This window comes from Paraburkholderia sp., assembly GCF_050742655.1.
Taxonomy (GTDB): Bacteria; Pseudomonadota; Gammaproteobacteria; order Burkholderiales; family Burkholderiaceae; genus Paraburkholderia.
The window spans coordinates 170,649-194,957 of sequence record NZ_JBOIGG010000011.1 but is presented as its reverse complement, the minus strand read 5'-3'; the positions used below and the strand labels follow the sequence as shown (position 1 = coordinate 194,957).

Annotated in this window: 20 protein-coding genes; 4 read left to right on the top strand and 16 right to left on the bottom strand. The window is 62.3% G+C overall.

Annotated features, from left to right (window positions below):
- Positions 1 to 73: 73 nt before the first annotated feature.
- The 5 genes from ACREXZ_RS17605 to ACREXZ_RS17585 all read right to left on the bottom strand — a co-directional run bounded on the left by ACREXZ_RS17605 (position 74) and on the right by ACREXZ_RS17585 (position 8,124).
- Positions 74 to 3,265, bottom strand: coding sequence for a hypothetical protein (locus ACREXZ_RS17605; protein WP_431765378.1), 3,192 nt, complete (start codon positions 3,263 to 3,265; stop codon positions 74 to 76).
- Positions 3,266 to 3,474: 209 nt separating this feature from the next.
- Positions 3,475 to 4,557, bottom strand: a complete 1,083-nt coding sequence (locus ACREXZ_RS17600) for an alpha/beta fold hydrolase (RefSeq protein WP_431765377.1) — start codon at positions 4,555 to 4,557, stop codon at positions 3,475 to 3,477.
- A 97-nt stretch (positions 4,558 to 4,654) separates the two neighbouring features.
- Complete coding sequence (locus ACREXZ_RS17595) at positions 4,655 to 6,040, bottom strand: MFS transporter (protein ID WP_431765376.1); 1,386 nt, start codon at positions 6,038 to 6,040, stop codon at positions 4,655 to 4,657.
- A gap of 4 nt (positions 6,041 to 6,044) precedes the next feature.
- Positions 6,045 to 6,797 carry an alpha/beta hydrolase gene (locus ACREXZ_RS17590; RefSeq protein ID WP_431765409.1) on the bottom strand — a complete coding sequence of 251 codons (753 nt, stop codon included), beginning with the start codon at positions 6,795 to 6,797 and terminating at the stop codon, positions 6,045 to 6,047.
- Positions 6,798 to 6,990: 193 nt separating this feature from the next.
- Positions 6,991 to 8,124, bottom strand: a complete 1,134-nt coding sequence (locus ACREXZ_RS17585) for a C45 family autoproteolytic acyltransferase/hydolase (protein ID WP_431765375.1) — start codon at positions 8,122 to 8,124, stop codon at positions 6,991 to 6,993.
- 220 nt (positions 8,125 to 8,344) lie between these two features.
- Here ACREXZ_RS17585 and ACREXZ_RS17580 point away from each other — a divergent pair, with 220 nt between their 5' ends.
- Positions 8,345 to 9,223 (top strand): LysR substrate-binding domain-containing protein, encoded by an 879-nt coding sequence (locus ACREXZ_RS17580; protein WP_431765374.1) that lies wholly within the window; start codon positions 8,345 to 8,347, stop codon positions 9,221 to 9,223.
- A gap of 28 nt (positions 9,224 to 9,251) precedes the next feature.
- Here the strand turns inward: ACREXZ_RS17580 and hpaH are convergent, their stop codons facing one another.
- The 6 genes from hpaH to ACREXZ_RS17550 are packed head-to-tail and all read right to left on the bottom strand — an operon-like array spanning position 9,252 to position 14,388.
- Entirely contained in the window at positions 9,252 to 10,055 is an 804-nt protein-coding gene (gene hpaH, locus ACREXZ_RS17575) for a 2-oxo-hept-4-ene-1,7-dioate hydratase (RefSeq protein ID WP_431765373.1), read from the bottom strand.
- Positions 10,056 to 10,077: 22 nt separating this feature from the next.
- Entirely contained in the window at positions 10,078 to 10,476 is a 399-nt protein-coding gene (locus ACREXZ_RS17570; protein ID WP_431765372.1) for a 5-carboxymethyl-2-hydroxymuconate Delta-isomerase, read from the bottom strand.
- A 17-nt stretch (positions 10,477 to 10,493) separates the two neighbouring features.
- Positions 10,494 to 11,357 carry a 3,4-dihydroxyphenylacetate 2,3-dioxygenase gene (gene hpaD / locus ACREXZ_RS17565; RefSeq protein ID WP_431765371.1) on the bottom strand — a complete coding sequence of 288 codons (864 nt, stop codon included), beginning with the start codon at positions 11,355 to 11,357 and terminating at the stop codon, positions 10,494 to 10,496.
- A 19-nt stretch (positions 11,358 to 11,376) separates the two neighbouring features.
- The gene (gene hpaE, locus ACREXZ_RS17560) at positions 11,377 to 12,834 is read right to left on the bottom strand and encodes a 5-carboxymethyl-2-hydroxymuconate semialdehyde dehydrogenase (RefSeq protein ID WP_431765370.1); all 1,458 of its coding nucleotides are present in this window, start codon (positions 12,832 to 12,834) and stop codon (positions 11,377 to 11,379) included.
- A gap of 28 nt (positions 12,835 to 12,862) precedes the next feature.
- The gene (locus ACREXZ_RS17555) at positions 12,863 to 13,621 is read right to left on the bottom strand and encodes a fumarylacetoacetate hydrolase family protein (RefSeq protein ID WP_431765369.1); all 759 of its coding nucleotides are present in this window, start codon (positions 13,619 to 13,621) and stop codon (positions 12,863 to 12,865) included.
- Positions 13,618 to 14,388 carry a fumarylacetoacetate hydrolase family protein gene (locus ACREXZ_RS17550; protein ID WP_431765368.1) on the bottom strand — a complete coding sequence of 257 codons (771 nt, stop codon included), beginning with the start codon at positions 14,386 to 14,388 and terminating at the stop codon, positions 13,618 to 13,620. Before ACREXZ_RS17550 ends, ACREXZ_RS17555 begins: the two co-directional genes overlap by 4 nt.
- A gap of 185 nt (positions 14,389 to 14,573) precedes the next feature.
- On the opposite strand from ACREXZ_RS17550, the gene hpaR reads away from it, so the two are divergent.
- Complete coding sequence (gene hpaR / locus ACREXZ_RS17545; protein ID WP_431765408.1) at positions 14,574 to 14,978, top strand: homoprotocatechuate degradation operon regulator HpaR; 405 nt, start codon at positions 14,574 to 14,576, stop codon at positions 14,976 to 14,978.
- A gap of 125 nt (positions 14,979 to 15,103) precedes the next feature.
- On the opposite strand, the gene ACREXZ_RS17540 is transcribed toward hpaR, so the two are convergent.
- Positions 15,104 to 15,643, bottom strand: a complete 540-nt coding sequence (locus ACREXZ_RS17540; RefSeq protein ID WP_431765367.1) for a single-stranded DNA-binding protein — start codon at positions 15,641 to 15,643, stop codon at positions 15,104 to 15,106.
- A 70-nt stretch (positions 15,644 to 15,713) separates the two neighbouring features.
- Positions 15,714 to 16,901 carry an MFS transporter gene (locus ACREXZ_RS17535; protein ID WP_431765366.1) on the bottom strand — a complete coding sequence of 396 codons (1,188 nt, stop codon included), beginning with the start codon at positions 16,899 to 16,901 and terminating at the stop codon, positions 15,714 to 15,716.
- A gap of 265 nt (positions 16,902 to 17,166) precedes the next feature.
- Here ACREXZ_RS17535 and uvrA point away from each other — a divergent pair, with 265 nt between their 5' ends.
- Both uvrA and ACREXZ_RS17525 read left to right on the top strand, forming a co-directional pair.
- A complete protein-coding gene (gene uvrA / locus ACREXZ_RS17530) occupies positions 17,167 to 20,043 on the top strand; it encodes an excinuclease ABC subunit UvrA (RefSeq protein ID WP_431765365.1) in 2,877 nt (958 codons plus the stop codon).
- Between the two features lie 35 nt (positions 20,044 to 20,078).
- Positions 20,079 to 21,164, top strand: coding sequence for an AI-2E family transporter (locus ACREXZ_RS17525; RefSeq protein ID WP_431765364.1), 1,086 nt, complete (start codon positions 20,079 to 20,081; stop codon positions 21,162 to 21,164).
- A gap of 690 nt (positions 21,165 to 21,854) precedes the next feature.
- Here ACREXZ_RS17525 and purU read toward each other — a convergent pair.
- The 3 genes from purU to ACREXZ_RS17510 all read right to left on the bottom strand — a co-directional run bounded on the left by purU (position 21,855) and on the right by ACREXZ_RS17510 (position 24,287).
- The gene (gene purU, locus ACREXZ_RS17520) at positions 21,855 to 22,724 is read right to left on the bottom strand and encodes a formyltetrahydrofolate deformylase (RefSeq protein ID WP_431765363.1); all 870 of its coding nucleotides are present in this window, start codon (positions 22,722 to 22,724) and stop codon (positions 21,855 to 21,857) included.
- Between the two features lie 77 nt (positions 22,725 to 22,801).
- Entirely contained in the window at positions 22,802 to 23,650 is an 849-nt protein-coding gene (locus ACREXZ_RS17515) for an NUDIX hydrolase (protein ID WP_431765362.1), read from the bottom strand.
- A gap of 22 nt (positions 23,651 to 23,672) precedes the next feature.
- A complete protein-coding gene (locus ACREXZ_RS17510; RefSeq protein WP_431765361.1) occupies positions 23,673 to 24,287 on the bottom strand; it encodes a LysE family translocator in 615 nt (204 codons plus the stop codon).
- Between the last annotated feature and the right edge of the window lie 22 nt (positions 24,288 to 24,309).

Genomic DNA, 24,309 nt, shown 5'->3' with positions numbered 1-24,309 from the left:
CTGACTTCCCTATCCAGCAGGCGACTGGAATTTGTCCTCGAGCCGACGAGTGTTCCGACACGAGCGAACAATCTCATCGAGTCCCACGGTCCCCGACGCCAGCATCGCCCTCGACTTTTCGCACGGCAACCTCAAAAGCGTCGGACATGTCCTGATCAAGCGAGTCTTCGTCGAATCGCGACGGCGGTATCTGCGGCGCCTTTGCGCCCGCCTTGCGCGCATCACCGCCGTGCAGCGCGAACGTACGCCGCGTTTGAGCGTCATAGCAGAGCACGGCCGCGATTGGCACATTCTGATCGCCGCGCCCTGTGCCAACACGCTGCGCGTCCCCTTCTCCCGAGGACAGCACGATCTTCACCGTCGCGTCCGGCTTGCCGAACACCTGGCCGGCGATCCGGACGATGGCGTCGCGATGCTGCATGACGTCCACGCGGGTTCCGGGAGAAGCCGGCGTCACGTCGGCAATCACGCGCCGCCTCGCCTCCATCACCTTGCGTTGCATCTCGCTCGACGACGAATCGGTCTTGCCGGAGAAGTTTTGATAGAGCGCATGCAGCATCGAGTCGAGACCGGGCGTGCCGGCATTGGCGATCACGTTCACGCGGAGGTCTTCCAGATCGCGCCGCCAGGTGAGCGGTTCGTCGGCGCTCGCTTGATGGACAGGCATGTGTTCGACTACGGCCGACGCGTTGTCCCGGCCGCCCTGATCGAGCTTTTGCGTCGAGAAACGGCGACGAAGGTCCTCGCCGAACAGGTGGCGATCCAGCCACGTCCACGCGTCCTTTTTGTCCATTTTCTGCAGCTGCCCGATCTCCGTTTCGCTGAAACGGAAATCGCGCAACATGTTGCGCGCAGCCACCGCTGGCTCGCCGCCGCTCACCAGGTCCGTGACGAACAGCCGCGTTGCAAACCATGGATTGTCGTTTGCGAAGCGCTGCTGCAGATCTAGCGGCGACTTTCCCTCGGCGCGCGTCTTGTCGATTCCGTAATCGTCGATCGCGGTGCCGGCCGATAGCTTCTGAGCCAGCACGGCGAGTCCAGCCGACGGGTTGAACGACTCGTTATCGATGAAATGTTCCCTCAACGCCGCGAACGTCTTGTCCGGATCCGACAGATTGTCGATAGCTTGAAGCGACGCACTCCCCGAAGCGGCAGCTTCGGTCGCGATGAAACTCGGTGTGTTGCGTTTCGCCGGATTCGAACAGTTGTCTGCGCTCTCCTCTGCGAGCACGCGAAGCGCAATCAGGACGTTCGCCTCGGGATTCTTCTGCGCAAGCATCGCGCGGGCTTCGGGACCTTTGCCGGAACGCTCGAGCATGTCTACCTTGCGAATGTCGGCGTCGCTGAGCCCGAACGTGTCGCGCAGAAATCCTCGTCGATCGGCCAGGCGGCTCGTATTCGAGCCGCCTGCCGCAATCAGTTCGTTTACCTGAGGCAGCGCGTAACGCAACGCTTCATCGCGCATCAACGCATCGATGGGTTGTGCGTTCCGATGGTTAATTTCGGCGACGATCCCGCGAAGCCCGTTGTACGCGTAATACAACGGAGCCAGGACTGCACGCGACGCACTGACGCCCGCTGCGGCACCCGGATTTATCGCAAGCTCCGCAATGCCCGCCGCGATGTTCACCGTGCCATAAGCGACCTGAATCTTCGCGTTTTGCTTTTCTTCCTTGAGCGTATCGAGCGCGCCGTCCTGATACGCGAGGATGTGCCTGCGCATCGCATCGGCCGGCTCCTGTCGCGGATGCGTACGTCCCGTCTGCAGTGGCAGCACCTTCTCGTTGTAGCGGATCTTCATCGCGTCCAGGCGGTCGAGGGTCGCCCCGTTCATAAACTGCCTGATGAGTTCCGCACGGATATCCGAGCGCTGATACTTCGTAGTGGGCAGCGTGGCATCGGCCTTCCAGAAGCGCCACGAGCCGAAGTGCAGAATCGATTGCAGATGCTTCCGGTCCTCTTCTCGCGGGAGCGCCTTGTAACGGTTCACGAACTCCTGCGGGTCGACGGATTGCGCGACGGCCTTCAGCACGTTTGCCGTCAATTCGTCCGGCTCGAACCCGGCTTTGCTCAACATCTGCTCGAGGGCAACCACCTCGGGCGAGGTTTTCGCACCGAGGGCCTCGCTTCTTACCTTCTTCAACGCGTCGAAGAGCCCGGCCGTATCGGCTGCGGTGACCTTTTTTTCGATGAACGCATCGATCACTTCTTCGCGCGCCGCCCGGCGCGTGCTGGCCGTGTTCAGGTTGGTCGCGCGGCCCATGTTCAGAACCTTCATGGCGTTCTGCACGCCCGGAAAGTGAAGCAGCTTCAGCAAGCGTTGCCGGCCGTCCGGGTTCAGCGCCGCAAAGTTGCCGAGAAACCCATCCACTTGGGTGTCGCTGCGGGTGCGCAGAATCGAGTAGACGTTCGCGCTGAAATCGCTCCTGGCGAATGCCTCGTCGAGCTTCTGCATGGCCTCGCTCTCCGAGTCCGTGCGGCCGCTCGCCGGTCGCAGCACGGACGAACGCAATGCCTGTGCGCGGTCCACCCCGCGGTCTACCTTCGCGCTTTGCAGCAACCCACCGACGATGTACGTAACACCCGACCCGATTGCGATGGCACCATCCGCATGCACCGATGCCAGTTTGTTGCCGTACATCGAATGCCCCGGGTTTTGTGCGGTAAAGATACGTCCCGCCTCATTCACCGATCCCACACCGACGTTGCGTATCGCGGTCGGGATCGCACGTAACAGATTCCCTTTGGCTTGTCTGTGCGCACTCGACGCGTCTTTACCTTCGAGGGTTACAGGATCCGTCACCTTCACTTTCTTGCCGGCATCGATCAGTTGCAACGACGTGTCGGCGAAGGCGACGGCCGTCGAAGCGATTTCGAGCCCTTGAGTTGCCACACCGGCATCGTTCGTTGCGGCGGACACCTTGCCGGTCACAGCATTCGCCCCGTGAAAGGTACTGACAAGGCCGTTGCCGGCCGAGATCGCGTTGTTCACGGCCCAGACTTCATAGCCTGCGGCCATCGTGGGTTTCAGTTCCGCGTTGGTTTTATCGAGGCCCCTCCGGTTCTCTTTCATCGCCTTCTCGCCCGCGCGTTCCATGCGCTTCGCGAGCTTGCCGAGTAGCGAATGGTTCGCCGCCCCCGAGGCGGGCGTTTGCGACTGGCCCTGCGCGTGCGTCGCTCTGTCAGGCGCATTGCCCGTGCTTGTCGCATCCGTGTCCTGCTGCGTAGGATGCTTCCGTAAACCACTGATAGGCGTCGACGACATGGCGTGCTCTCCCGCGAGCTGAGGTCCGTCGTATGGCACGTGCGTCGCGCACGCGACACGAGCGTTTGGACTTGCATTTCACCCGTGATCGAGATGTACGTCTGCGGAAAAGGCGAGTTCCTGTCGCGCGGCGCGAAGTTGCACGCAAAGTACGTCTATGACGAAACTGAGGGCGAGCCAGGGCAGAGCCGAAAGCCCGACGCCATTGCTTACGGTATTTGAGGACACACAGACGGAACCGTTTCGCCGAACAGTACGGCGAGGCCACACACCGACGTAAACATCCCCCGATTGTCGTGCCCAATACCCGGTACTTCCACGACTCGCTGCTTAAGCGCTGACGCATCGCGACGTTTCAGATAGTCGAAATAAGCCAGTCCGCGTGCGAACCGATAAGGACCCTGAGCCATCGCAGCACATGATCGATCGATGAAATGCGTGTACGGATTGGTATCGGCCGTGCCGAGCAGGTACACGACATTTCGGCGCACATACCGCGCTTCGAGCTCATCGACGTGCTGCGAGGCGACATACGCCGGCGCGTCGGTCATGCCATATAGCCATCGGTTCACGTCGGGGCACGAGGCAGCATCGGCGGGCTGGAGAGCACCCTGGGTCGGCCTGCTTTCGTCGAAGTAAAGGTAGATCGATGGATTGGCGACCACGTATTGAACGCTGACACCGTTATCGGCCAGCATCGCTTCGCCGTGGCCCACCACGGCGTAATGCTGAACGACCTGGGCCCCCGCCGAATGGCCAGCCACCACGACGGTCTTCAGCGCAGGATAGAGACTGCGGTTGGCGAAGTGCTCGAGCAACCCGTCCAGTGCCGCGAACGAACTGATCGGCGCCGGACTGCGGGCAGGTTCTCCACCGCGCCATCCCGACCCGGCCCATACCAGCGTATCGGGCGACGGCTTGAATTTCCCGGCATCGACGGATGTCAGAAATTGCGGGGCAACCACCATGCTGTCTCGACCTGCCTGCTTCGCGGCCTGGACGGCCTCTTGCCCCGACTGAAAGTAAACGTCGGCGTTGCGCAGTATTCCGTGCACGATGATCAGTACACGTCGAACGTCAGGCGCTGCGGCATCGATCGGACGATCCGCATAGACGGGTAATAGTCCCGTCCCTTCCGGCGTCTTGATGACGACGTGCTGATCCGCAATCTGTTTGACAGGGGCGTGAGGTCCCGTCGGCTGCCCGCTGTCCGCCGCATTGGAACTGCCGCAGTAAAGTGCCGCAAGCCCCGCGAAAGCCCACAGAAGCGGCAAGATCCGATTCGTCGACATAGACCGGAGCCCTTAACAAAACGACCAAGACTATTGAACGCAATGAACGTTGCGTTCCCGTCTGTACAACGGGTGAGACACCGTCCCGACAACGTCACTAACGAAGATGCGTTGGTTCACGCGAAGAAACGGCTCCGGTCGAACCGGCATAGTCGCTCGCGGACACAGCATAGCTTCCCCGCTCCATGCGATCCTCCCGCAACACCCGCCGCCCGGTACGTGTCAGCAGGACGAGCGTGATCGCCATCAGGCTCGTGCCGAACAGATAGCTCGGCGGAATGAAGTGGGCGTCCGTGAACCGGGCGACCACCGAGATATAGAAAGGCGCGAAGCCGCCGAACAGCATCACGGCGGTGTTATACGAGATCGCTACGCCGGTCGAGCGGCCCTGCACCGTGAAGATCTTCACCAGCATCCCCGGATGCGCGGCCCCTTGCAACGTCAGGAACAGCATACCGATCAAGTGAACCACCATCAGTCGTGTCGCTGTCGGCGCGGCCAGCAGATACCAGAACAACGGAAAAACACACAACAGCCAGCTGGCAATAAAGACGCAGAACAGCCGGTACGGTCCGACGCGGTCCGCCAGCTTGCCGAAAAGGGGTGACAGCACGCACGACATGATGCTCGTGACGAACACCGCCTGCAGCGAGGAACTCAACGGCAAATGCAACTGGGATTGCGCATAGTTCGGCAAGTACGCATTCCAGACGTAGTTCAGCGATGTGCCCGCCATCATCACGCCTATCGCACAGACGAGGGCATCGCCGTTCTCGCGGACGAAATCGCGCATACGCGTGCCCACGGGCGCACGCGCGGCCGGGCGCGCCTGCATCCGGTGAAACTCCTCCGACTCCCCGATGTGATGCCGGATGTAAAAGCCGATCGGCCCAACCAGGACGCCGATCAGAAACGGCACGCGCCAGCCCCATTCCGCCATCTCGGCATGCGACAGGTGACGGGACAGCAAAAAGCTGCACCCCGAGGACAACATCGCGGCGAGACCCAGCGACAGCATGTTGAAACTGCCGTAAAACATCTTCTTGTCCGGCGGCGCTACTTCGTAGATCGTCACCGACGAAAGCGCAAACTGCGCACCGACCGCGAAGCCCTGCACCAGCCGACCGGCCACCAGCAGTATCGGTGCGGCGAGTCCCAATGTCGCAAAGCCCGGCGTCAGACCGAGCACCAGCGAGCCCACCGACATCGCCACCATGATCCACGACAGCGCCTTGACTCGACCGGCACGGTCCGCGTACATCCCCATCACGACGCCACCGATCGGCCTCACCAGAAACCCGACGGCAAACGTCGCGAACGTCAGCAGCAACGATTCGCCGCGATTGACCCCGGCGAAGAACGTCCGCGCGATCATGCTCGAGAAGTAGCCGTACACCATGAAGTCGAACCACTCGAACGTGCCGCCGATCACGGTCGAGAAGATGACTTTCCGGATCCGCCTGGCCTCGCTGTCGGTACGCATGTGGCTAGTCTCCAGCGCGTCTCGTGCGCAGTACCTGGGCAAAAAAGTCCTGAACCACCTCGACGACCTGCATACCGTTGTGGGCGATATTGTCCAGCTCGTCGAAGCGCACCTTGATGCCCGCCGCTTCGAACGATGCCTTGAGCGTGCGCAGCCGATCCGGCCGCGTCGCCCCTGCGTCGTTAATGCCCGGGATGTACATCGGACTGTCGTCGCGCACCGTGATTTCCCAGGTTTCCAGATCCGCCCGGCCGACGATCATCTGCACGGGGACCCGCTGCAACGCTGCCGCATCGAACGGCTTGCCGAAGTGCCGCTCGAAACCGCCGGTTCCCAGCCACCAGTCTTTCGTTCGATCGAGCACGGTGACGTTGCCCGGCGCGCCGATCGACGCGGCCCACAAACGCTCCGGATGCACATACGCGAACCGGTTGACGAACTGTCCTCCCCCCGAATAGCCGAACAGTGCGAACCGGTCGAAGCGCTTGCGATAGCGCTCGCCGACTTCGCTCACCATGTCTAGCAGCACCTTGTCGTAGCGGATATCGCCTTCGATCAGACGCTTGAAACCGCTGCGATTGCCGTCGCCGAGTACGCCCACCGGAAAGAGTGGGCACAGAACGATGCAGCGATTCCAGCGACCGAATGGCGCAAACGCATCGCGGTACTGCGTGAATTGCCGCCCCGTGCCGTGCATCACTACGACGAGTTCGACATCGTTGCCGGACGCGAGTATTTCGTTCGGCACATACAGCACGTAAGGGAAACGCGGATCGCACCGACTGGCGTAGACGGTGGTCGAGCCCATGTCGTACAACGCCTGTCCTTTGTCCTGACCGGGACTGGGCGCCTTCTGTGCAATGTCGGACATCTGTGACTCCTCCGGGACGAACTCAATCATGTATGTCGTGGGCGCCCTGCAGCATGCAGGCCACGTGGGCAACGGCTCTTCACACCGCCTCATGCAGCGGCTCGTGGTGCAGGCTGTAACGCGTGAAGATCCGGTTGAGCGCGGGCATCGGCGCGACGTCCATCTCGCCGTTGCCCGGTTGCATGACGATCATGGCGACCGTCGCCGACATCGTGTGCCGAATGCCCAGGCGTGGCGGACGGCATACCGAATACGGCGTGCCGAACGCGTCGAACAACGCGGCCTTGACCGCATCGCGATCCACCTTGGGCGACGCGTTCAGCAACTGGCGCACGCGCCAGTCGCGGTAATGACTGTCCGGCGAATTCTCGCAACCGGTGTCGCGCAGCTTCGTGCGCGCAACCGGGCTGACCCAATGGTTCGCGTGCACGATCAACTGATCTTCGCCTGGATAGATCGGGAAAGCTTCATCCGGTGCACACTCGAAATCGATACCGAAGCCCTCGGCCATCCCGAGCATGATGTTGTTCGAACACGACTTCGGCGTCGTCGCGATCACGCGCAGCGCATTGGCGAACACCGGCTCTTCGAGTACGCGCCGGCGCAGCAGCGATAGCGGCACCCCGAGCTGCGTATAGTCGCGATCCGACTCGAGGTAATTCGCGGTGATCGACACACCGGCCGCGTTCAGCCCGCTGCGCGCGAGGCCGCCGGCCTCGACGAAGGTCAGAAAGTCGGGGCCGTCTTCGCTGTGCACGCGCAGGACAATGCCCGTATCGACGCAATCCGCTTTCCAGTCCCAGTTCTGTGCGTGGATCAATTGCCCGGTCGCCGAACGCGACGGCAGCACGAGCACCCCCGTACAGCCGTCCTCGTCCCCGACGTCGGCCGCCGCTCTCTGTTCGACACGCGCCTTGGCCAACACCTCGGTACGCGCGTTGATCATCACGATGTCTTCGTACGACACCTCGGCTCCGACGGCGATGCCCCGCATTTCATCGAGATACGCCGGCTGAAACTCGCCGATCGCCTGTTCGAGCGAGCGGATCAACGCCATCTGCGACGCCTCGCTGTAGCCGAGGTTGCGCAACGTCTGCCCGTATCGGGAAGCGCTCAGGCGCACGCGCGCGGCGACCGCGCGACCGTATTGCAGCCCGCGGTCGTACGGCTTGCCGGACACGCTGACAAAGGGAAATGGCTGGATTTGCGACATCGTGAGGCTCCTCACCCTGGAAGGCATTGCGTCGATACCGATACCGCCGGTTCGACTGGATGAACCGATTCTGGAATGACGAAAACCAAAGAAAAAGCGTTATTTTCTTTCTTCAAAGGAAAGATTTTTTTGTGCTTCATGCGATCATCATAGCGTGTGGCGATAGCGGGCAGACACGTCGTCGGAGCGCGCTGCCCCGTCGCCTTTCAGGAGATTTCGCATGAGTGAAATTCGCATGCTCCGCACGTTTCTGGCGATCGAGAAACACCGAACCATGGCCGCCGCAGCCGATCGCGTGGCGCTGACGCACGCGGCTGTCGGGGCACAGATGCGCACACTGGAACGCTTATGCCAGCGTCAGTTGTTCGACCGCAGCGGACGAAGCATCCAGTTGAACGACGCCGGCCGCTCGATCCTCGAGCAGGCGCGCGCGGTGGTCGCCGCGTACGATTCGCTGCTGCGCGGCGTGGCCGACAAGCAAAGCTTTGAAGGGTCGATCAAGATCGGCGCGACGGTTTCATCGATGGGCTTTCTCGCGGCCAACGTGATCCGGCTCAAGACGCCGTACCCTGGCCTGAACGTGCACCTGACGCACGGCAGCAGTCCCGAACTGGAACGTCAGGTGCGCGCCGGCGAGATCGATGCAGCAGTGCTCATCGGCGAGCCGCACGCGACCCACTTGCCGGAGTTGTGGGAGCGTCTGTACGACGAGCCTCTCGTGCTGCTGGCCAATCCCGCGGTGGCGCCGGCCGACGCATCGGTGGCCTCGCTGCTCAAACGCTTTCCGTTCATCGGCTTCGAAGCGGCATTGCCTACCGGCAGGCAGGTGACGAGCCTCTTGCGCCGCTTGCGCGTGGAGGTCAACCCGGTGCTGGAAATGAATTCGATTGCCGCGATTGCCGATCTGGTACGACAGAACGTGGGCGTCTCGATTGTGCCGCGCCTTCGGCACGCCGCATGGAACGACGATCCGCTGCTGTTCGTGAAGCCGATCCCCGGCGCTGCGTGGCGTCGGCACGTCGGATGGTACGAGTTCGGCCGCCAGCCGCTGGCTACTGCGATCGTCAAGAATCAGTTGCTGCTGGCGCTCGCGGAGTAGGTTTGGGCAGAGGCGTCATGGCGCTCACCTAGATGAAATTCAAGGCAATGCCGCCAAGCGGACCGTAATCGACGTGGAAAGTATCGCCGGCGCGGGCAGGGATCGGCCTTGTGAAAGAGCCGCTCAGGATCACGTCGCCAGCATTCAGTTGTTCGTCGTATGGCGCGATCTTGTTCGCGAGCCACGCGACACCCGTCGCGGGATGATTCAGAACCGCAGCGGCCAAGCCGCTTTCTTCGACGACTCCGTTCTGGTACAGCAGCGCGCCGACCCAGCGCAGATCGACATCCAGTGGCCGCACGGGACGGCCGCCCAGCACGATGCCCGCGTTCGCCGCGAAGTCGGAAATCGTGTCGTACACCTTGCGCGGCGCCTGGGTGTCGCGGTCGAACTGCTCGATCCGGGCATCGATGATTTCCACCGCGGGTGTCACATAGGCCGTTGCATCGAGGACGTCGAATAGCGACACGCCCGGCCCCTTCAACGACCGGCTCAGCACGAACGCCAGCTCGACCTCGACGCGCGGCGCGATGAAACGGTCCGCGCGGATGTCCCGGCCGCTCTCGATGAACATGCTGTCGAGGAGGGGCGCATAGTCAGGCTCGTCGATTTGCGACGAACGCTGCATCGCACGCGACGTCAACCCGATCTTGCGCCCCTTGATCACGTGACCCTCGGCCAGTTTCAGCGCCACCCATTCGCGCTGGATCGCGTAGCCATCCTGAACGGTCATCTCGGGAAACCGCGTGGAGAAATGCCTCACCTGCGTGCGGGTCTTCTCGGCTTGATCAAGTTCCTCTGCAAGCGCACGGATGGTCTGTTTGTCTAGCATGTGGTTTCTCTTCGAGTGATGCTCAGGCTTTCAGCCGTGCGTGCAGGTTGTTGTGCTTCCACGTCCCTGTTTCGCTGAATTCGCTGATTTCCATCGAAAGCGCCAGCCCCTGCGCGTCGAACTCGGTGGCAAAGTGCTGCTTGATCAGTTCGAACAGCGCGTCGCCGGTCGCTTTCTTTACCGACTCTGAACGACCCGAGCCGATCTTCAGGTTCGCGTGCAGAAACGCGGCGTCGGGACGACCGTCGGCGATGAAGTATTGCTCGCAGCGAAGTGCGCGCACGCGAATGCCGCCGAGCGGATAGACGTGCGCGTCGCCATCGCGTTGTGCGTCGAGGCAACGCGTGAGTTTCTCGCACAGGCGGCGAATGCTGTCTTCGTCGGCGAGATTGCTGCTGTATTCGAGCGTCAGATGCGGCATGACAAACTCCTTGTGAGTCAGACGGGCAGAGGCGTGACGGGAAAGATCGCGTTGATCTGGCCGGTGCCCGAACTACCGAAGTATGGCGTGATGACTTCGGCGCGGCCGTCGTAGCGATCCCAGCCGAGCGCGCCGAGCAGCATCGCGGTATCGTGCATGCCGCCTTCGCCCCAGCATTTCTCGCTGTAGAGCGGCAGCATCGCGCAGAACGTCGGCCAGTCGCCGGCTTCCCATAGCTCGACGACCTTGCGGTCCATCTGTTCGAGAAACGGGCTCCAGACTTTGTGCATGAACCGGTCCGCGGTGCCGTTGTCCGCGAAGTGATGACTGAGCGAGCCGCTTGCGAGAATCGCGACCGTGCCATCGTAGCGTTCCTCGATCGCCTTGCGCACCGCGAGGCCGAAGCGCGCACTGGTGGCGAGGTCGTGCCACATGCACCAGCCCGCCACCGATACGGTGCGGAAATGCTGGTCCGCATTCATGTAGCGCATCGGCACCAGCGTGCCGTATTCAAGTTCGAGCGTGGTCTCGCTATGCGCGCGACTTTTCACGCCCATCTCGTTCGCGACGTCTGCGATCAGATGGCCGAGCTCGACGTTGCCGGGGTACGCATACGACATGTTCCTGATGAAGTGCGGCAGCTCATTGCTCGTGTAGCACCCTTCGAAATGCGGTGCGCAGTTCACGTGATATTCGCTGTTCACGAGCCAGTGCACGTCGAACACGACGATCGTATCGACACCGAGTTCACGGCAACGACGACCGATCTCGCGATGACCGTCGATCGCCGCTTGCCTGCAGCCCTTGTGCGGGCCATCCAGTTCGGACAGATATAGCGACGGCACATGCGTGATCTTGGCCGCCAGTGCGAGTTTTCCCATAGCGTTGACTCCGTGCGCCTTAAGCGCCCCAGCGCGGAATATGATGCGAGCCGAGCGACACGCAGACGTTCTTCGGTTCGAGAAACACTTCATAGCTCCACGTGCCGCCTTCGCGCCCGACACCCGATGCCTTCGTACCGCCGAACGGCTGACGCAGATCACGGACGTTCTGGCTGTTGACGAAGCACATGCCGGCCTCGATCGCCGCCGCAACACGATGCGCGCGACCCGCGTTCTCGGTCCACACGTAGCTCGACAGACCGTATGCGATGTCGTTCGAGAGCCGCACCGCATCGACTTCGTCGTCGAAAGGAATCAGGCACGCGACCGGGCCAAAGATTTCTTCCTGCGCAATTCGCATCCGGTTGTCGACGTCGACGAATACGGTAGGCGGCACGAAATTGCCTTGCCGCAACGCATCCGGCAACCCAGGCACGTCGATGCCGCCACACGCGAGCGTCGCGCCTTCCTTCGGCCCGAGTTCGATATAGCTGCGTACTTTTGCGAGATGTCCCGGGCTGATCATCGGCCCGACGATCGTGCTGTCGGCCATTGGATCGCCGACCGTGAGCCGTTTCGCACGCTCGATGAAGCGTTCGGCAAAACGCGCGTAGATCGAACGCTGCACGAGAATCCGCGAACCGGCCGTACAACGCTCACCGTTGTTCGAGAAGATCATGAAAACCGCGGCGTCGAGTGCGCGCTCGAAATCGGCGTCGTCGAAAATCACGAACGGCGATTTGCCGCCCAGTTCCATCGAGAATTTCTTCAGGCCCGCTGTTTGCACAATGCGATTGCCGGTCGCGGTAGAACCCGTGAACGACACCGCGTGCACGTCCGGATGCGCGACCAGTGGCTCGCCGGTCTCCTGGCCGAAGCCGTGCACGACATTCAGCACGCCTGCGGGAATCCCCGCTTCGAGGGCGAGATTTCCGAGCATCGAAGCGGTAAGCGGCGACAGCTCGCTCATCTTCAACACCGCCGTGTTGCCAAACGCGAGGCACGGCGCGACCTTCCATGTCGCGGTCATGAACGGCACGTTCCATGGAGAAATCAGTGCGCAGACGCCGACCGGATGAAACAGCGTGTAGTTCAGATGCGTATCGGTGGGATAGGTATGGCCGTCGACGCGCGTGCACATCTCCGCGAAGTAGCTGAAGTTGTCGGCGGCTCGCGGCACGAGTTGCTTGCGCGTTTGAGAAATCGTCTGACCGGTGTCCCGCGTTTCGGTTTCCGAGATCTCCGGCACATGCTTCGCAATCAATTCGCCGAGCTTGCGGACCAGCTTCGCGCGTTCCGCTGGGGCCTTGCCGGCCCATGCAGGGAACGCATCTTTGGCCGCTTGCACGGCGGCGTCGACTTCTTGCGCACCGCCTCGCGCGACTTCGGCGAGCACCTCTTGAGTGGCCGGATTGACGGTTTCGAAATAGTCTCTCGCGGTGCCCGCTTTACCGTTGATCAGATGCTCGATTCGCATTGCTTTGTCCTTTCTCTTGCACGGTCGGTCAGGCTCGGCCGAAGTCCGCATCGGATGCAATCGTGTTGACGAGACGGCCAAGGCCGTCGATTTCGCAGACCACTTCGTCGCCCACATTGACGTTGACGATACCCTCCGGCGTGCCCGTCAGGATCACGTCGCCGGGCGCGAGCGTCATGAAGCTGCTCAGGTATTCGATCAGCGCGGGAATATCGGTGACAAGGTCACGCGTATTCCCATGCTGTTCACGCACACCGTTGACGAATGTGCGCAGCTCCAGTTGCGTGACGTCTTCGACATCGGCAGCGTCGACGAACCAGGGGCCGAGCACCGTGCAGCCATCGCGATTCTTCACGCGCAGGTTGGGGCGGTAGTAGTTTTCGAGGTAGTCACGGATCGCGTAGTCGTTGGCAATCATGTAGCCAGCCACATGCTGCATCGCGGTTTCGCAGCCGACCTTCTCCGCGGTTTTCCCGATCACAACAGCCAGCTCGCATTCGTAGTGCATGAACGTGACATCGGCAGGCCGGCGCGTCACGCCGCGATGGCCGATCACACTGCCCGGCCCTTTAAGGAACACGAGCGGCTCTTCCTGCTTGCCAAACTGTAGTTCCTTCGCGTGCTCCGCGTAATTGAGGCCAAGCGCGAAAATCGTGCCGACCTCGATGGGCGCAAGCCACACGACTTCATCTTCACGACGTATGCGCCCGTCGGCGAGACGAACGCCGCTTGCGTCCGGATACGCTTCATGAATCGCGCCTGCGTAAGCAACGCGGCCGCGCATCATGGCTGCTCTCCGGTCGCATCTTGCATGCCGATGAACGACACACTGAGTGGCGGCAATGCGCCAATCGAGAGAATGGCTGTGTCCCCTGCATGCGCAACCGGTGAGGCGTGCGGCACGCCGAGTGTAAGCACATCGCCGGGGGAAAGCGTCATGAAGTCGGTAACGTCGACGAGTAGTCGCGCAACTTTGCGCACGCACGTGGATGTGTTCGCGATAAACGAACGTTGTCCGCTTAGCGTGACGGTGATCGCCAGTTCGTCGGGCAGCGCGACATGCCGTGCGGCTACAACGGCAGGTCCGACGACGCAGAAGTTATCGCGCGCCCGGAAGCGGACCGAGGGCCGGTACACGCTGGCGTGCGGCACGCTGAGATCGGCAACGATGGTGAAGCCTGCAATGTAATCGAACGCCTGTTCGATACTCACGCGCGTAGCGGTGGATCCGATCACAATCCCGAGCGATGCGCCCACTTCTACGCCTGTGTGGTCCGGCACGACGACGTGCGCCCGATGCCCGGCCAGCGTATTGCGCGGCTTCAGGTACAGAATCGGCGCCCGGGGCGGCGCTTTGTACGGCGCGGCGTTGACCGCGTCGCCGAGCGCATCGAGTGCGGCGCGATCGTTGAGCAGCGTGCCGTAGACCGCGCCATTGACGGGCGCGTGGCAGGCACTGCCGCGTTCGAGCAGCGCGGCTGCCGTGCGAGCATCAACGTCACGCGGCAGCGCATCGCCGACGGGATGCAGCAGATGATCGGTTAAGGCGAACATGGATCGGCGGTCTCTCGATTAATCGCTAACATGTTAGTATATGTTGCACTCGATATGATCCATGGTCAATGGCCTGCCAGTTGATCGAGTGTTTTCCCCTAAGGCCGGTCGCAGGCCAGCCAGCTCATTTTTCTTTTGCTATGCCCGCAAAGACCTCCAACCGTGTGTTACACCGCAATCTGCCGATGTTGCTGCTTCGCGCGCGGGAAAAAATGATGGAGCGGTTCCGTCCGCTTATCACCGCGCACGGACTGACAGAACAGCAGTGGCGGGTGATTCGGGCGTTAAATGAACATGGGCCGATGGAGCCGCGGCAGATTTCAGATATCTGCACCATTTCGAGCCCGAGCATGGCTGGTGTGCTCGCGCGAATGGAGAGCATGGAACTGGTGACGAAGGAACGTTTTGCCGAAGATCAGCGGCGCGTGATGGTGTCGCTAACCGACACTAGCATTGATCTGGTACGCGTGATTTCAAAGGACCTCGAAGCACATTACCGCGAGATCGAACGCAAGGTCGGGCCGGAGATCGTTGAGCGTGTCTATCACGCCGTTGACGATCTGATCGCCGGGCTGGATGAAGGGATGTAAGAATCCGCTGAGTCAGTTGCGTGTCAGATGAATGCTCGGCACGCCCTTCCCAGATCAGCGCCTCCAAAAAGAAAAACCCCGCCAAAAAAGCGGGGTTGATGTTTCCAATCTGCGGTTGCGAAACCTCAGAACGGAATATCGTCATCCATTTCATCGAAGCCGCCACCTGCCGGCGCGCTCGGACGGCTAGAACCACCGCCACCACCGCCGCTACGCGCGCCGCCACCGCCGCCCGACGCCGCACGGCCACCACCACCGCTGCTGCGCTCAGACGGTTCGCCGCGGCTATAGCTGCCGTCATCGCCACCCGCACCACCACCGCCCGCACCACTGCGACCGCCCAGCATCTGCATCTGATCGGCGACGATTTCCGTCGAGTAACGGTCGGTGCCGTCCTGTGCCTGCCACTTGCGCGTACGGATGCGGCCCTCGATATACACGGACGAGCCCTTCTTCAGATATTCCGACACGATTTCCGCGAGCCGGCCGAAGAACGACACGCGATGCCATTCGGTCACTTCCTTGAATTCGCCGGACGCCTTGTCTTTATAACGATCGGTCGTGGCAAGGCGAATGTTCGCCACTGCGTCGCCGCTCGGAAGATAACGAACTTCCGGATCGGCGCCGAGATTGCCGACGAGAATGACCTTGTTCACGGATGCCATGATTTTCTCCTGTTGATTCCGTTTCAGGCGGCCAGACCGATATACCGCAGCCCGCCGCCGATGAGTCCTGTTAAACCTTGCGCGGCGGCGGCTTCATGTTTGCGGCGATTATAAGCCAGCAAAATACCAAAGCCGAACACGCATAGAAGACCGTGCTCGCCCCATCCGTCTTCAGCAGCCAGCCGCCCAGCACGCCGCCGAGCGCGAGGCCGATCGACTGGGTCGTGTTGTACACGCCCACCGCCGCGCCCTTGCGGGTGCCCGGCGCCAGTTTCGACACGAGCGACGGCTGCGACGCCTCGAGAATGTTGAAGCCGAGGAAGTACACGAAGAGGATCGCAGCCACGCTGAGAATCGTATGCGGAGCGGCGCCGAGCAGCAATTGGCCGATCAGGATAAGACCGATGGCGGAGACGAGCACGGCTTTCATTTTTCCGCGCTTCTCGGCGGCGATGATCGCAGGCACCATCATCACGAACGAAAGGCCCATCACCGGCAGGTAGATTTTCCAGTGCGAGGCGACCGGCAGGCCGCCCGCCTCGAGAATGCGCGGCACCACGAGAAAGAGCGCGGTCTGCGTTGCATGCAGCACCAGCACGCCGAAGTTCAAACGCAGCAGTTCGACGTTGTGCAGCACCTCAGCGAACGGCGCGCGCACGTGCACCGGTTTCGGTGCATCGGGCACGATCCACAGCACGACGCCGACAGCGAGAATCGAGAACACGCCGACGAGCGCGAACAGCCCGCTCATGCCGAGCCAGTGGAACACGATCGGCGCACCGATGATCGCCACCGCGAACGATGCACCGATACTGCCGCCGACCATCGCCATCGCCTTCGTGCGATGCTCCTCGGCGGTCAGGTCGGCGATGAACGCGAGTACCGCCGACGACACCGCACCCATCCCCTGAATCACCCGCCCCACGATGATCCAGGTCATGTCGTGCGCGCCTGCCGCGACGAAGCTGCCGAGCGCGAAGATCAGCAGGCCGGTGGCGATCACCGGCTTGCGGCCAATCCTGTCGGAAATCCAGCCGTAGAAGATGTACAGCATCGACTGCGTGACGCCGTATGCGCCGAGCGCAATGCCGACGAGCAGCACGTTGTCGCCACCGGGTATCGTCTTCGCGTAGATCGAGAAGACCGGCATGATCATGAAGAGGCCGAGCATGCGCAGCGCGAAGATGGCGGCCAGTGACACGGTCGCGCGCAATTCGGGCGCGCTCATGCGTGTAGAGAGGGCGGACGGATTGGACATCGGGGATGATTTTCGGATGATCTGGCAGCGTGCAGGCGACGCCCCGGCGGCAGATTCGTCGTCGCCTTGCAGTCGCGCGAAATGACCGCAAATACCGGCAGAACGCTCCGCTCGCGATGGTTGCGCGCGACGCTGGACCGTTGCCTCGCCGCCCCCGCGCCGCGCCTTGTGCGCGCCGTCAGGACGCCGTAACGGCGGTCTGGAAAAGTCGTTATAGTAGCAGGTTTGGTTTCCTCCTCTTTCCGCCAGCTCATGGAATAAATGCGTGGAACAAATCCGTATCCGTGGGGCCCGCACCCACAACCTGAAGAACGTCAATCTTGACCTGCCGCGTCACAAGCTGATTGTGATTACCGGCCTGTCCGGCTCGGGGAAATCGTCGCTCGCGTTCGATACGCTGTACGCGGAAGGCCAGCGGCGCTATGTCGAGAGCCTGTCGGCGTACGCGCGGCAGTTTCTGCAGCTGATGGAAAAGCCGGACGTCGACCTGATCGAGGGGCTGTCGCCGGCCATTTCGATCGAGCAGAAGGCGACGTCCCACAATCCGCGCTCGACGGTCGGCACGGTCACGGAAATCCACGACTACCTGCGGCTGCTGTACGCGCGGGTCGGCACGCCCTACTGCCCGGACCACGACATTCCGCTCGAAGCGCAAAGCGTGTCGCAGATGGTCGACGCGGCGCTCGCGCTGCCGGAAGACACGAAGCTGATGATCCTCGCGCCGGTGGTGGCGAACCGCAAGGGCGAGCACGTCGAGCTGTTCGAGGAAATGCAGGCGCAGGGTTTCGTGCGCTTTCGCGTGCGCTCGGGCGGCGGCACGGCGAACGAAGGCGTCGCGAAAATCTACGACGTCGACACGTTGCCAAAGCTGAAAAAGAACGACAAGCACACGATCGACGTCGTGATCGACCGCCTGAAAGTGCGCGCCGACATGAAGCAGCGTCTCGCGGAATCGTTCGAAACCGCGCTGCGCCTCGCCGACGGTCGCGCAATCGCGCTCGAAATGGACACCGATGCCGAGCATCTGTTCAGCTCGAAGTTCGCGTGCCCGATCTGTTCGTACTCGCTGCAGGAACTCGAGCCGCGACTCTTCTCGTTCAACAACCCGATGGGCGCGTGCCCGGAGTGCGACGGCCTCGGGCAGATCACGTTCTTCGATCCGAAGCGGGTGGTCGCGCATCCGTCGCTGTCGCTCGCGGCCGGCGCCGTGAAGGGCTGGGACCGGCGCAACCAGTTCTATTTCCAGATGCTGCAGAGCCTCGCGGCATTCTACGAATTCGACATCGACACCGCGTTCGAAGACCTGCCGGAAAAAGTCCGCAAGATCCTGCTGTACGGCTCGGGCAAGCAGGCCATTCCGTTCTCGTACATCAACGAGCGCGGCCGTACGTCGGTACGCGAGCACGTGTTCGAAGGGATCATCCCGAATCTGGAGCGGCGCTACCGCGAAACCGATTCGGTCGCGGTGCGCGAAGAACTCGCGAAGTATCAGAACAACCAGGCGTGCCCCGCGTGCGAAGGCACCCGGCTGCGGCGCGAAGCGCGCTTCGTGCGGATCGGCAAGGACGGCGACGCGCGCGGCATCTTCGAAGTCAGCGGCTGGCCGCTGCGCGACACGCTCGGCTATTTCCAGACGCTGCGGCTCGAAGGCGCGAAACGCGAGATCGCCGACAAGGTCATCAAGGAAATCGTCGCGCGCCTCACGTTCCTGAACAACGTCGGGCTCGACTATCTGTCGCTCGAGCGCAGCGCGGAAACGCTGTCGGGCGGCGAAGCGCAGCGCATCCGCCTCGCGTCGCAGATCGGCTCGGGCCTGACTGGCGTGATGTACGTGCTCGACGAGCCGTCGATCGGCCTGCACCAGCGCGATAACGACCGGCTGATCTCGACGCTCAAGCATCTGCGCGATCTCGGCAACTCGGTGATCGTCGTCGAGCACGACGAGGACATGATCCGGATGGCCGACTACGTCGTCGACATGGGGCCGGGCGCCGGCGAACACGGCGGCATGATCATCGCGGAAGGCACGCCGACGGAAGTGCAGGCCGATCACGCGTCGATAACCGGCCAGTACCTGTCGGGCGCGCGCACCATCGAATACCCGGACGAACGCAAATCCCCCGACGAGCGCCATCTGCGCATCGTCGAGGCGTACGGCAACAACCTGAAGCACGTCACGCTCGATCTGCCGGTCGGGTTGCTCACCTGCGTGACCGGCGTGTCGGGCTCGGGCAAGTCCACGCTGATCAACGACACGCTGTATCACGCGGTCGCGCATCACCTGTACGGGTCGTCGGCGGAGCCGGCACCCTTCGAGGCGATCGAAGGGCTTGAGCATTTCGACAAGGTGATCAACGTCGACCAGTCGCCGATCGGCCGCACGCCGCGTTCGAACCCGGCCACCTACACCGGCCTGTTCACGCCGATCCGCGAGCTGTTCGCCGGCGTGCCCGCCGCGAAGGAACGCGGCTACGATCCGGGCCGCTTCTCGTTCAATGTGAAGGGTGGCCGCTGCGAGTCGTGCCAGGGCGACGGCGTGCTGAAGGTCGAGATGCATTTTCTGCCGGACGTCTACGTGCCGTGCGACGTGTGTCACGGCAAACGCTACAACCGCGAAACGCTCGACGTTCAGTACAAGGGCAGGAACATCAGCGAAGTGCTCGACATGACAGTCGAGCATGCGCACGACTTCTTCAAGGCGGTGCCGGTCATCGCGCGCAAGTTGAAAACGCTGCTCGACGTCGGGCTCGGCTACATCCGCCTCGGCCAGTCGGCCACGACGTTATCCGGTGGCGAAGCGCAACGCGTGAAGCTTTCTCTGGAACTGAGCAAGCGCGACACGGGTCGCACACTATATATTCTGGACGAACCGACCACCGGCCTGCACTTTCACGACATCGCGCTGTTGCTCGAGGTGATTCACCGGTTACGCGATCAGGGCAATACCGTCGTGATCATCGAGCATAATCTCGATGTAATCAAAACCGCCGACTGGGTCATCGACCTCGGTCCGGAAGGCGGCGCGGGAGGCGGCCAGATCATCGCGCAAGGCACGCCGGAGCAGGTGTCGAAATCGAAAGCAAGTTTTACCGGTCAATATCTCGCGCCGTTGCTCGGGCGCGCGGCGGCCACGGCAAAATAAACACGCGGTACAGAGGTAGGAGACGGGAAGGAGCCATGACCAAGCGTAACGAGGCACCCGACGAGGGGCAGGTGCAGGACCTGCGGCCGCGCCAGGTCAGGCTGACCAGCGACATGAGCCTGCCGAAACTGTCGGCCGTCGAGATCGGCAGTTACATCGTCGCGCTGTTCGCGATGTGGGCGGTGCTGCATCTGAAGCTGCTCGGCGCGCTGCTCGCGGGCATGCTGGTCTATCAGCTCGTACACACGATAGCCCCGCGGATCGAGCGGCATATGTCGAGCAAGCGGGCGCGCTGGCTGTCGGTCGTGCTGGTGTCGATCGTGATCGTCGGAGTATTGGCCGGCTTCACGATCGGCATCATCGAGCACTTTGAAAACGACGTCCCGAGCGTGCAGAAGCTGCTCGACCAGGCGATGCAGCTGATCGACGAGGCGCGCGGCCGGCTGCCGGAATTCATCGCAACCTACCTGCCGGTCGACACCGACCAGATGAGGCAGAAAGCGACCATGCTGATGCACGCGCACGCCAGCCAGCTGCAACAGGGCGGCAAGAGTGTCGCGCGAGTCTTCACGCACGTGCTGATCGGGATGATCATCGGCGCGATCATCGCGATCGGTGCACAGAAGCAATCGCAGCGGCTGCCGCTGTCCACCGCGTTCGTCACGCGGGTGAGCCGGTTTGCGGACGCGTTCCGCCGCATCGTGTTCGCACAGATCAAGATCTCGGCGTTGAACGCCACGTTCACGGGTCTGTTCCTGCTGGTGCTGTTGCCGTTGATGCATGCGAGTCTGCCGCTGTCGAAGACGCTGGTGCTGGTGACGTTCATCGTCGGATTGCTGCCGGTGATCGGCAATCTGATCTCGAACACGCTGATTGTCGCGGTGGCTTTATCGGTGAGTTTCCCGGCTGCGATCACGTCGCTCGTGTTCCTGATCGTGATTCACAAGCTCGAATATTTTTTGAACGCACGGATTGTTGGTGGACAGATCGAAGCGCGTGCCTGGGAGTTGCTGGTCGCGATGCTGGTCATGGAGGCTGCGTTTGGGATTCCTGGGGTGATAGCAGCGCCTGTTTTTTACGCTTATATCAAGCGTGAGTTGATTTATTTAAGACTGGTTTAGGTTTTCTTGGTTTGTGGTTCTTGCGCTTGCAGGGTGGCTGCGATTTAGCGCCTCGCGGCGCAGGCGTTGCCCCTGTGCGGGGCGGCACCTCCTTTCTTTGCCGCGGCAAAGAAAGGAGGCAAAGAAAGCCGCTCGACACGTTACCAGGTCCTTTCCGCGCGTAGCCAGCGATGGCCCGCACCTAAGTGTCGCCCTCGCAGGGATGAGGCAGTGGTCCGAGACGAGACCGTCCCTCGCGTGGCAAACCGGAGTGACAAAGCGCCCGCCCACCCCGCGGCGCACTGGTGTGCGCGCGGCCGGGTCTGCGTGGGAAACCAGCAGGGAAGCGTGAGGACGCGGTGCAGAACAGCGACCGCGTAGACCAGAGGCATTGACCGGGGGTGTTATGCCCGTCGGCGGCGAAGCCCGCCGGAACGAATGACGGCCTTGTCACTAACGTGGGTGATGCGAGATCGGATCTCGTCTCGAACCACTGTGCTGTGTGAACGAGGTGCCCACTTAGGCGAGGGCCATTCCCGGCATCACGCGGAAAGGACTCGGTAACGTCTCGAGCGGCTTTCTTTGCCTACTTTCTTTGCCGCGGCAAAGAAAGTAGGTGCCGCCCCGCACAGGGGCAACGCCTGCGCCGCGAGGCGCCAATAAGCACCCGCCTGCAAGGTCAAGAACAACAAAGCAAACCAAACCAAACCCTTATCTGAATACAACGGTCTTGCTGCCATTAAGCACAACCCGATGCTCGACGTGCCACTTCACCGCACGCGCCAGCGTCACACACTCCACGTCACGTCCAATCGCAGTCAGTTGCTCCGGCGTCATGCTGTGATCAACGCGTTCGACCTCCTGCTCGACAATCGGTCCTTCATCGAGATCGGTCGTCACATAGTGCGCAGTCGCACCGATCAGCTTCACGCCGCGATCGAATGCCTGGTAGTACGGCTTCGCGCCCTTGAAGCTCGGCAAGAACGAATGGTGAATGTTGATCGCTCGGCCAGCAAGCCGCTCGCACATTTGCTGCGACAGGATCTGCATGTAGCGCGCGAGCACCACGAGGTCCGCACGATGCTCGTCGATCACTTCCAGTACCCGCGCTTCCTGCGCAGCCTTCGCGTCAGGCGTACCGCCCAGCAGCGGAAAATGATGGAACGGAATGTCGTAGCTAGCGGCGAGCTGGTAAAACTCCTTGTGGTTCGAAATGATCGCGGGAATTTCGATGCCCAGTTGCCCCGTGCGATAACGGAACAGCAAGTCGTTCAGACAATGCCCGATCTTCGACACCATGATCACCACACGCGGTTTCACCGTCGCGTCGTGCAGTTCCCAGCCCATGCCGAACTGCTGCGCGAGCGTGCCGAACGACTCACGCAACGCGTCGAGCCCCGGATCGCCGCCAACCTGCTGAAAATGCACGCGCATGAAGAACTCGCCGGTGCGGCTGTCGCCGAACTGCGCGGAATCGAGAATGTTGCTGCCACGCTCGAACAGAAAACCCGATACCGCATGGACGATGCCGGGCCGATCGGCGCACGACAGTTTCAGAATAAAGCTGTGATCGGTCGACATGACCCGGTGACTCCCTTCCAGTCGCTGATTCGTTTCAATGTGCGGTCGTGCGGTGTCGCGTAATCCGCGTTGTCGCACTACCCGTGAGGCGGCGGCGCGAACAGCGTGTCGATGCCTGCGCACGCGTCTTCGTCGATCCATCGGCGGCGCAGCAGACAATCGAGCGTCGCGAGGCTCGCATCCACCGTCATCGCGCCGTCTTCGATCCAGCGCGCGACTTCGTCGATGCGCGCAAGCCGGTGCTCGCCCACTTCGCCGTCCTGATTGCATGGCGTGAAATCGGGCGGCAGCGCGAGATCGTAGATGAAGATCTGCTCGGCCTGCGTGCCTTCGGGCAACGATTGCAGCACGTGCGCGGTTCGGCCGGGTGTCGCGCACGCGGCGATGTCGCGTTCGATGCCCGCCTCTTCCCAGCATTCCTTGACGATCGTCTCGCCGATCCCGAAGCCCCAGCCGATCCCGCCCGCGACGACGTTGTCGAGCATGCCCGGATCGGTTGCCTTCGTGTCGCTGCGACGGGCAATCCATAGCTGCGGCGCGCCGTTCGCGTATTCTACGACGCCGTTCAGGTGCACCGCGTAGGTCATCGTGCCGAAGAAGCGCGACGCGGCGCGTTCGATGCAGGCGAGCGGCGGCGCATCGAACGCATTGCGGATCGCGTAGGTCTCGTCGCGCCAACCAGGAATCTGGCCGTCCGCAGCCAGCGCGCCGATCACGGCGCCGAGCGCCGCGCTGCGCGCATCGGCGGTCGCAAGCTGCGGCGTCAGCACGACGCGCGCGGCGTCGATCTCGAACACGTCGGGCCAGCGGGCGAGCAACGCCACATCGCTCGCGCGAATCCAGCCGACCCGCTGCCCGTCGATCACGAACGGCCGGTGCGCAGCCGGATCGAAGCGGCGCGCGGCGACGATGCTGGGCAGGCTCATGCGAATTCCCCTCGTCCGTCCATCAATCGCGCAGCGCGACGCGAATGCCGATGGCGATAAACGTCGCGCCCGCCAGCCGGTCGAGCCACACGCCGACGCCTGGACGCCGCTTCAGCCAACCCCCGATCATCCCTGCACAGACGCCGAACACCGAGAACACGGCGACGGTCTGCAACATGAACAGCCCACCCAGTTCGAGCATCTGCAGCGTCACGCTCTGCACGCCATGCGGGTCGACGAATTGCGGCAAAAACACGATGAAGAACAGCGTGACCTTCGGATTCAGCATGTTGCCGAACACGCTCTGGCGGAACACGGTCCACAGCGGCTGCGGCGCGCGCTCATGCGCAGTCGCTAGGCCGCGGCTGCGCAGCGCCTTGATGCCGATCCAGACCAGGTACGCGGCGCCGGCGAGCTTGATCGCCTCGAACGCGACCGGCGACGAGCGCAGTACCGCTGCGACGCCCAGCGCCGCGAGCGTCGTATGGAACGTGATGCCGGCCGTGAAACCGAGCGCCGCAACGAAGCCCGCCGCGCGGCCCTGCGAGATGCCGCGCGCGAGCACCTGCAGATTGTCGGGGCCAGGCGCAAACGTGATCGCGATCGACGTCACGAGAAACAGCATGAAATTGGGCATGGGCGTGTCCTCGTTGAATGAA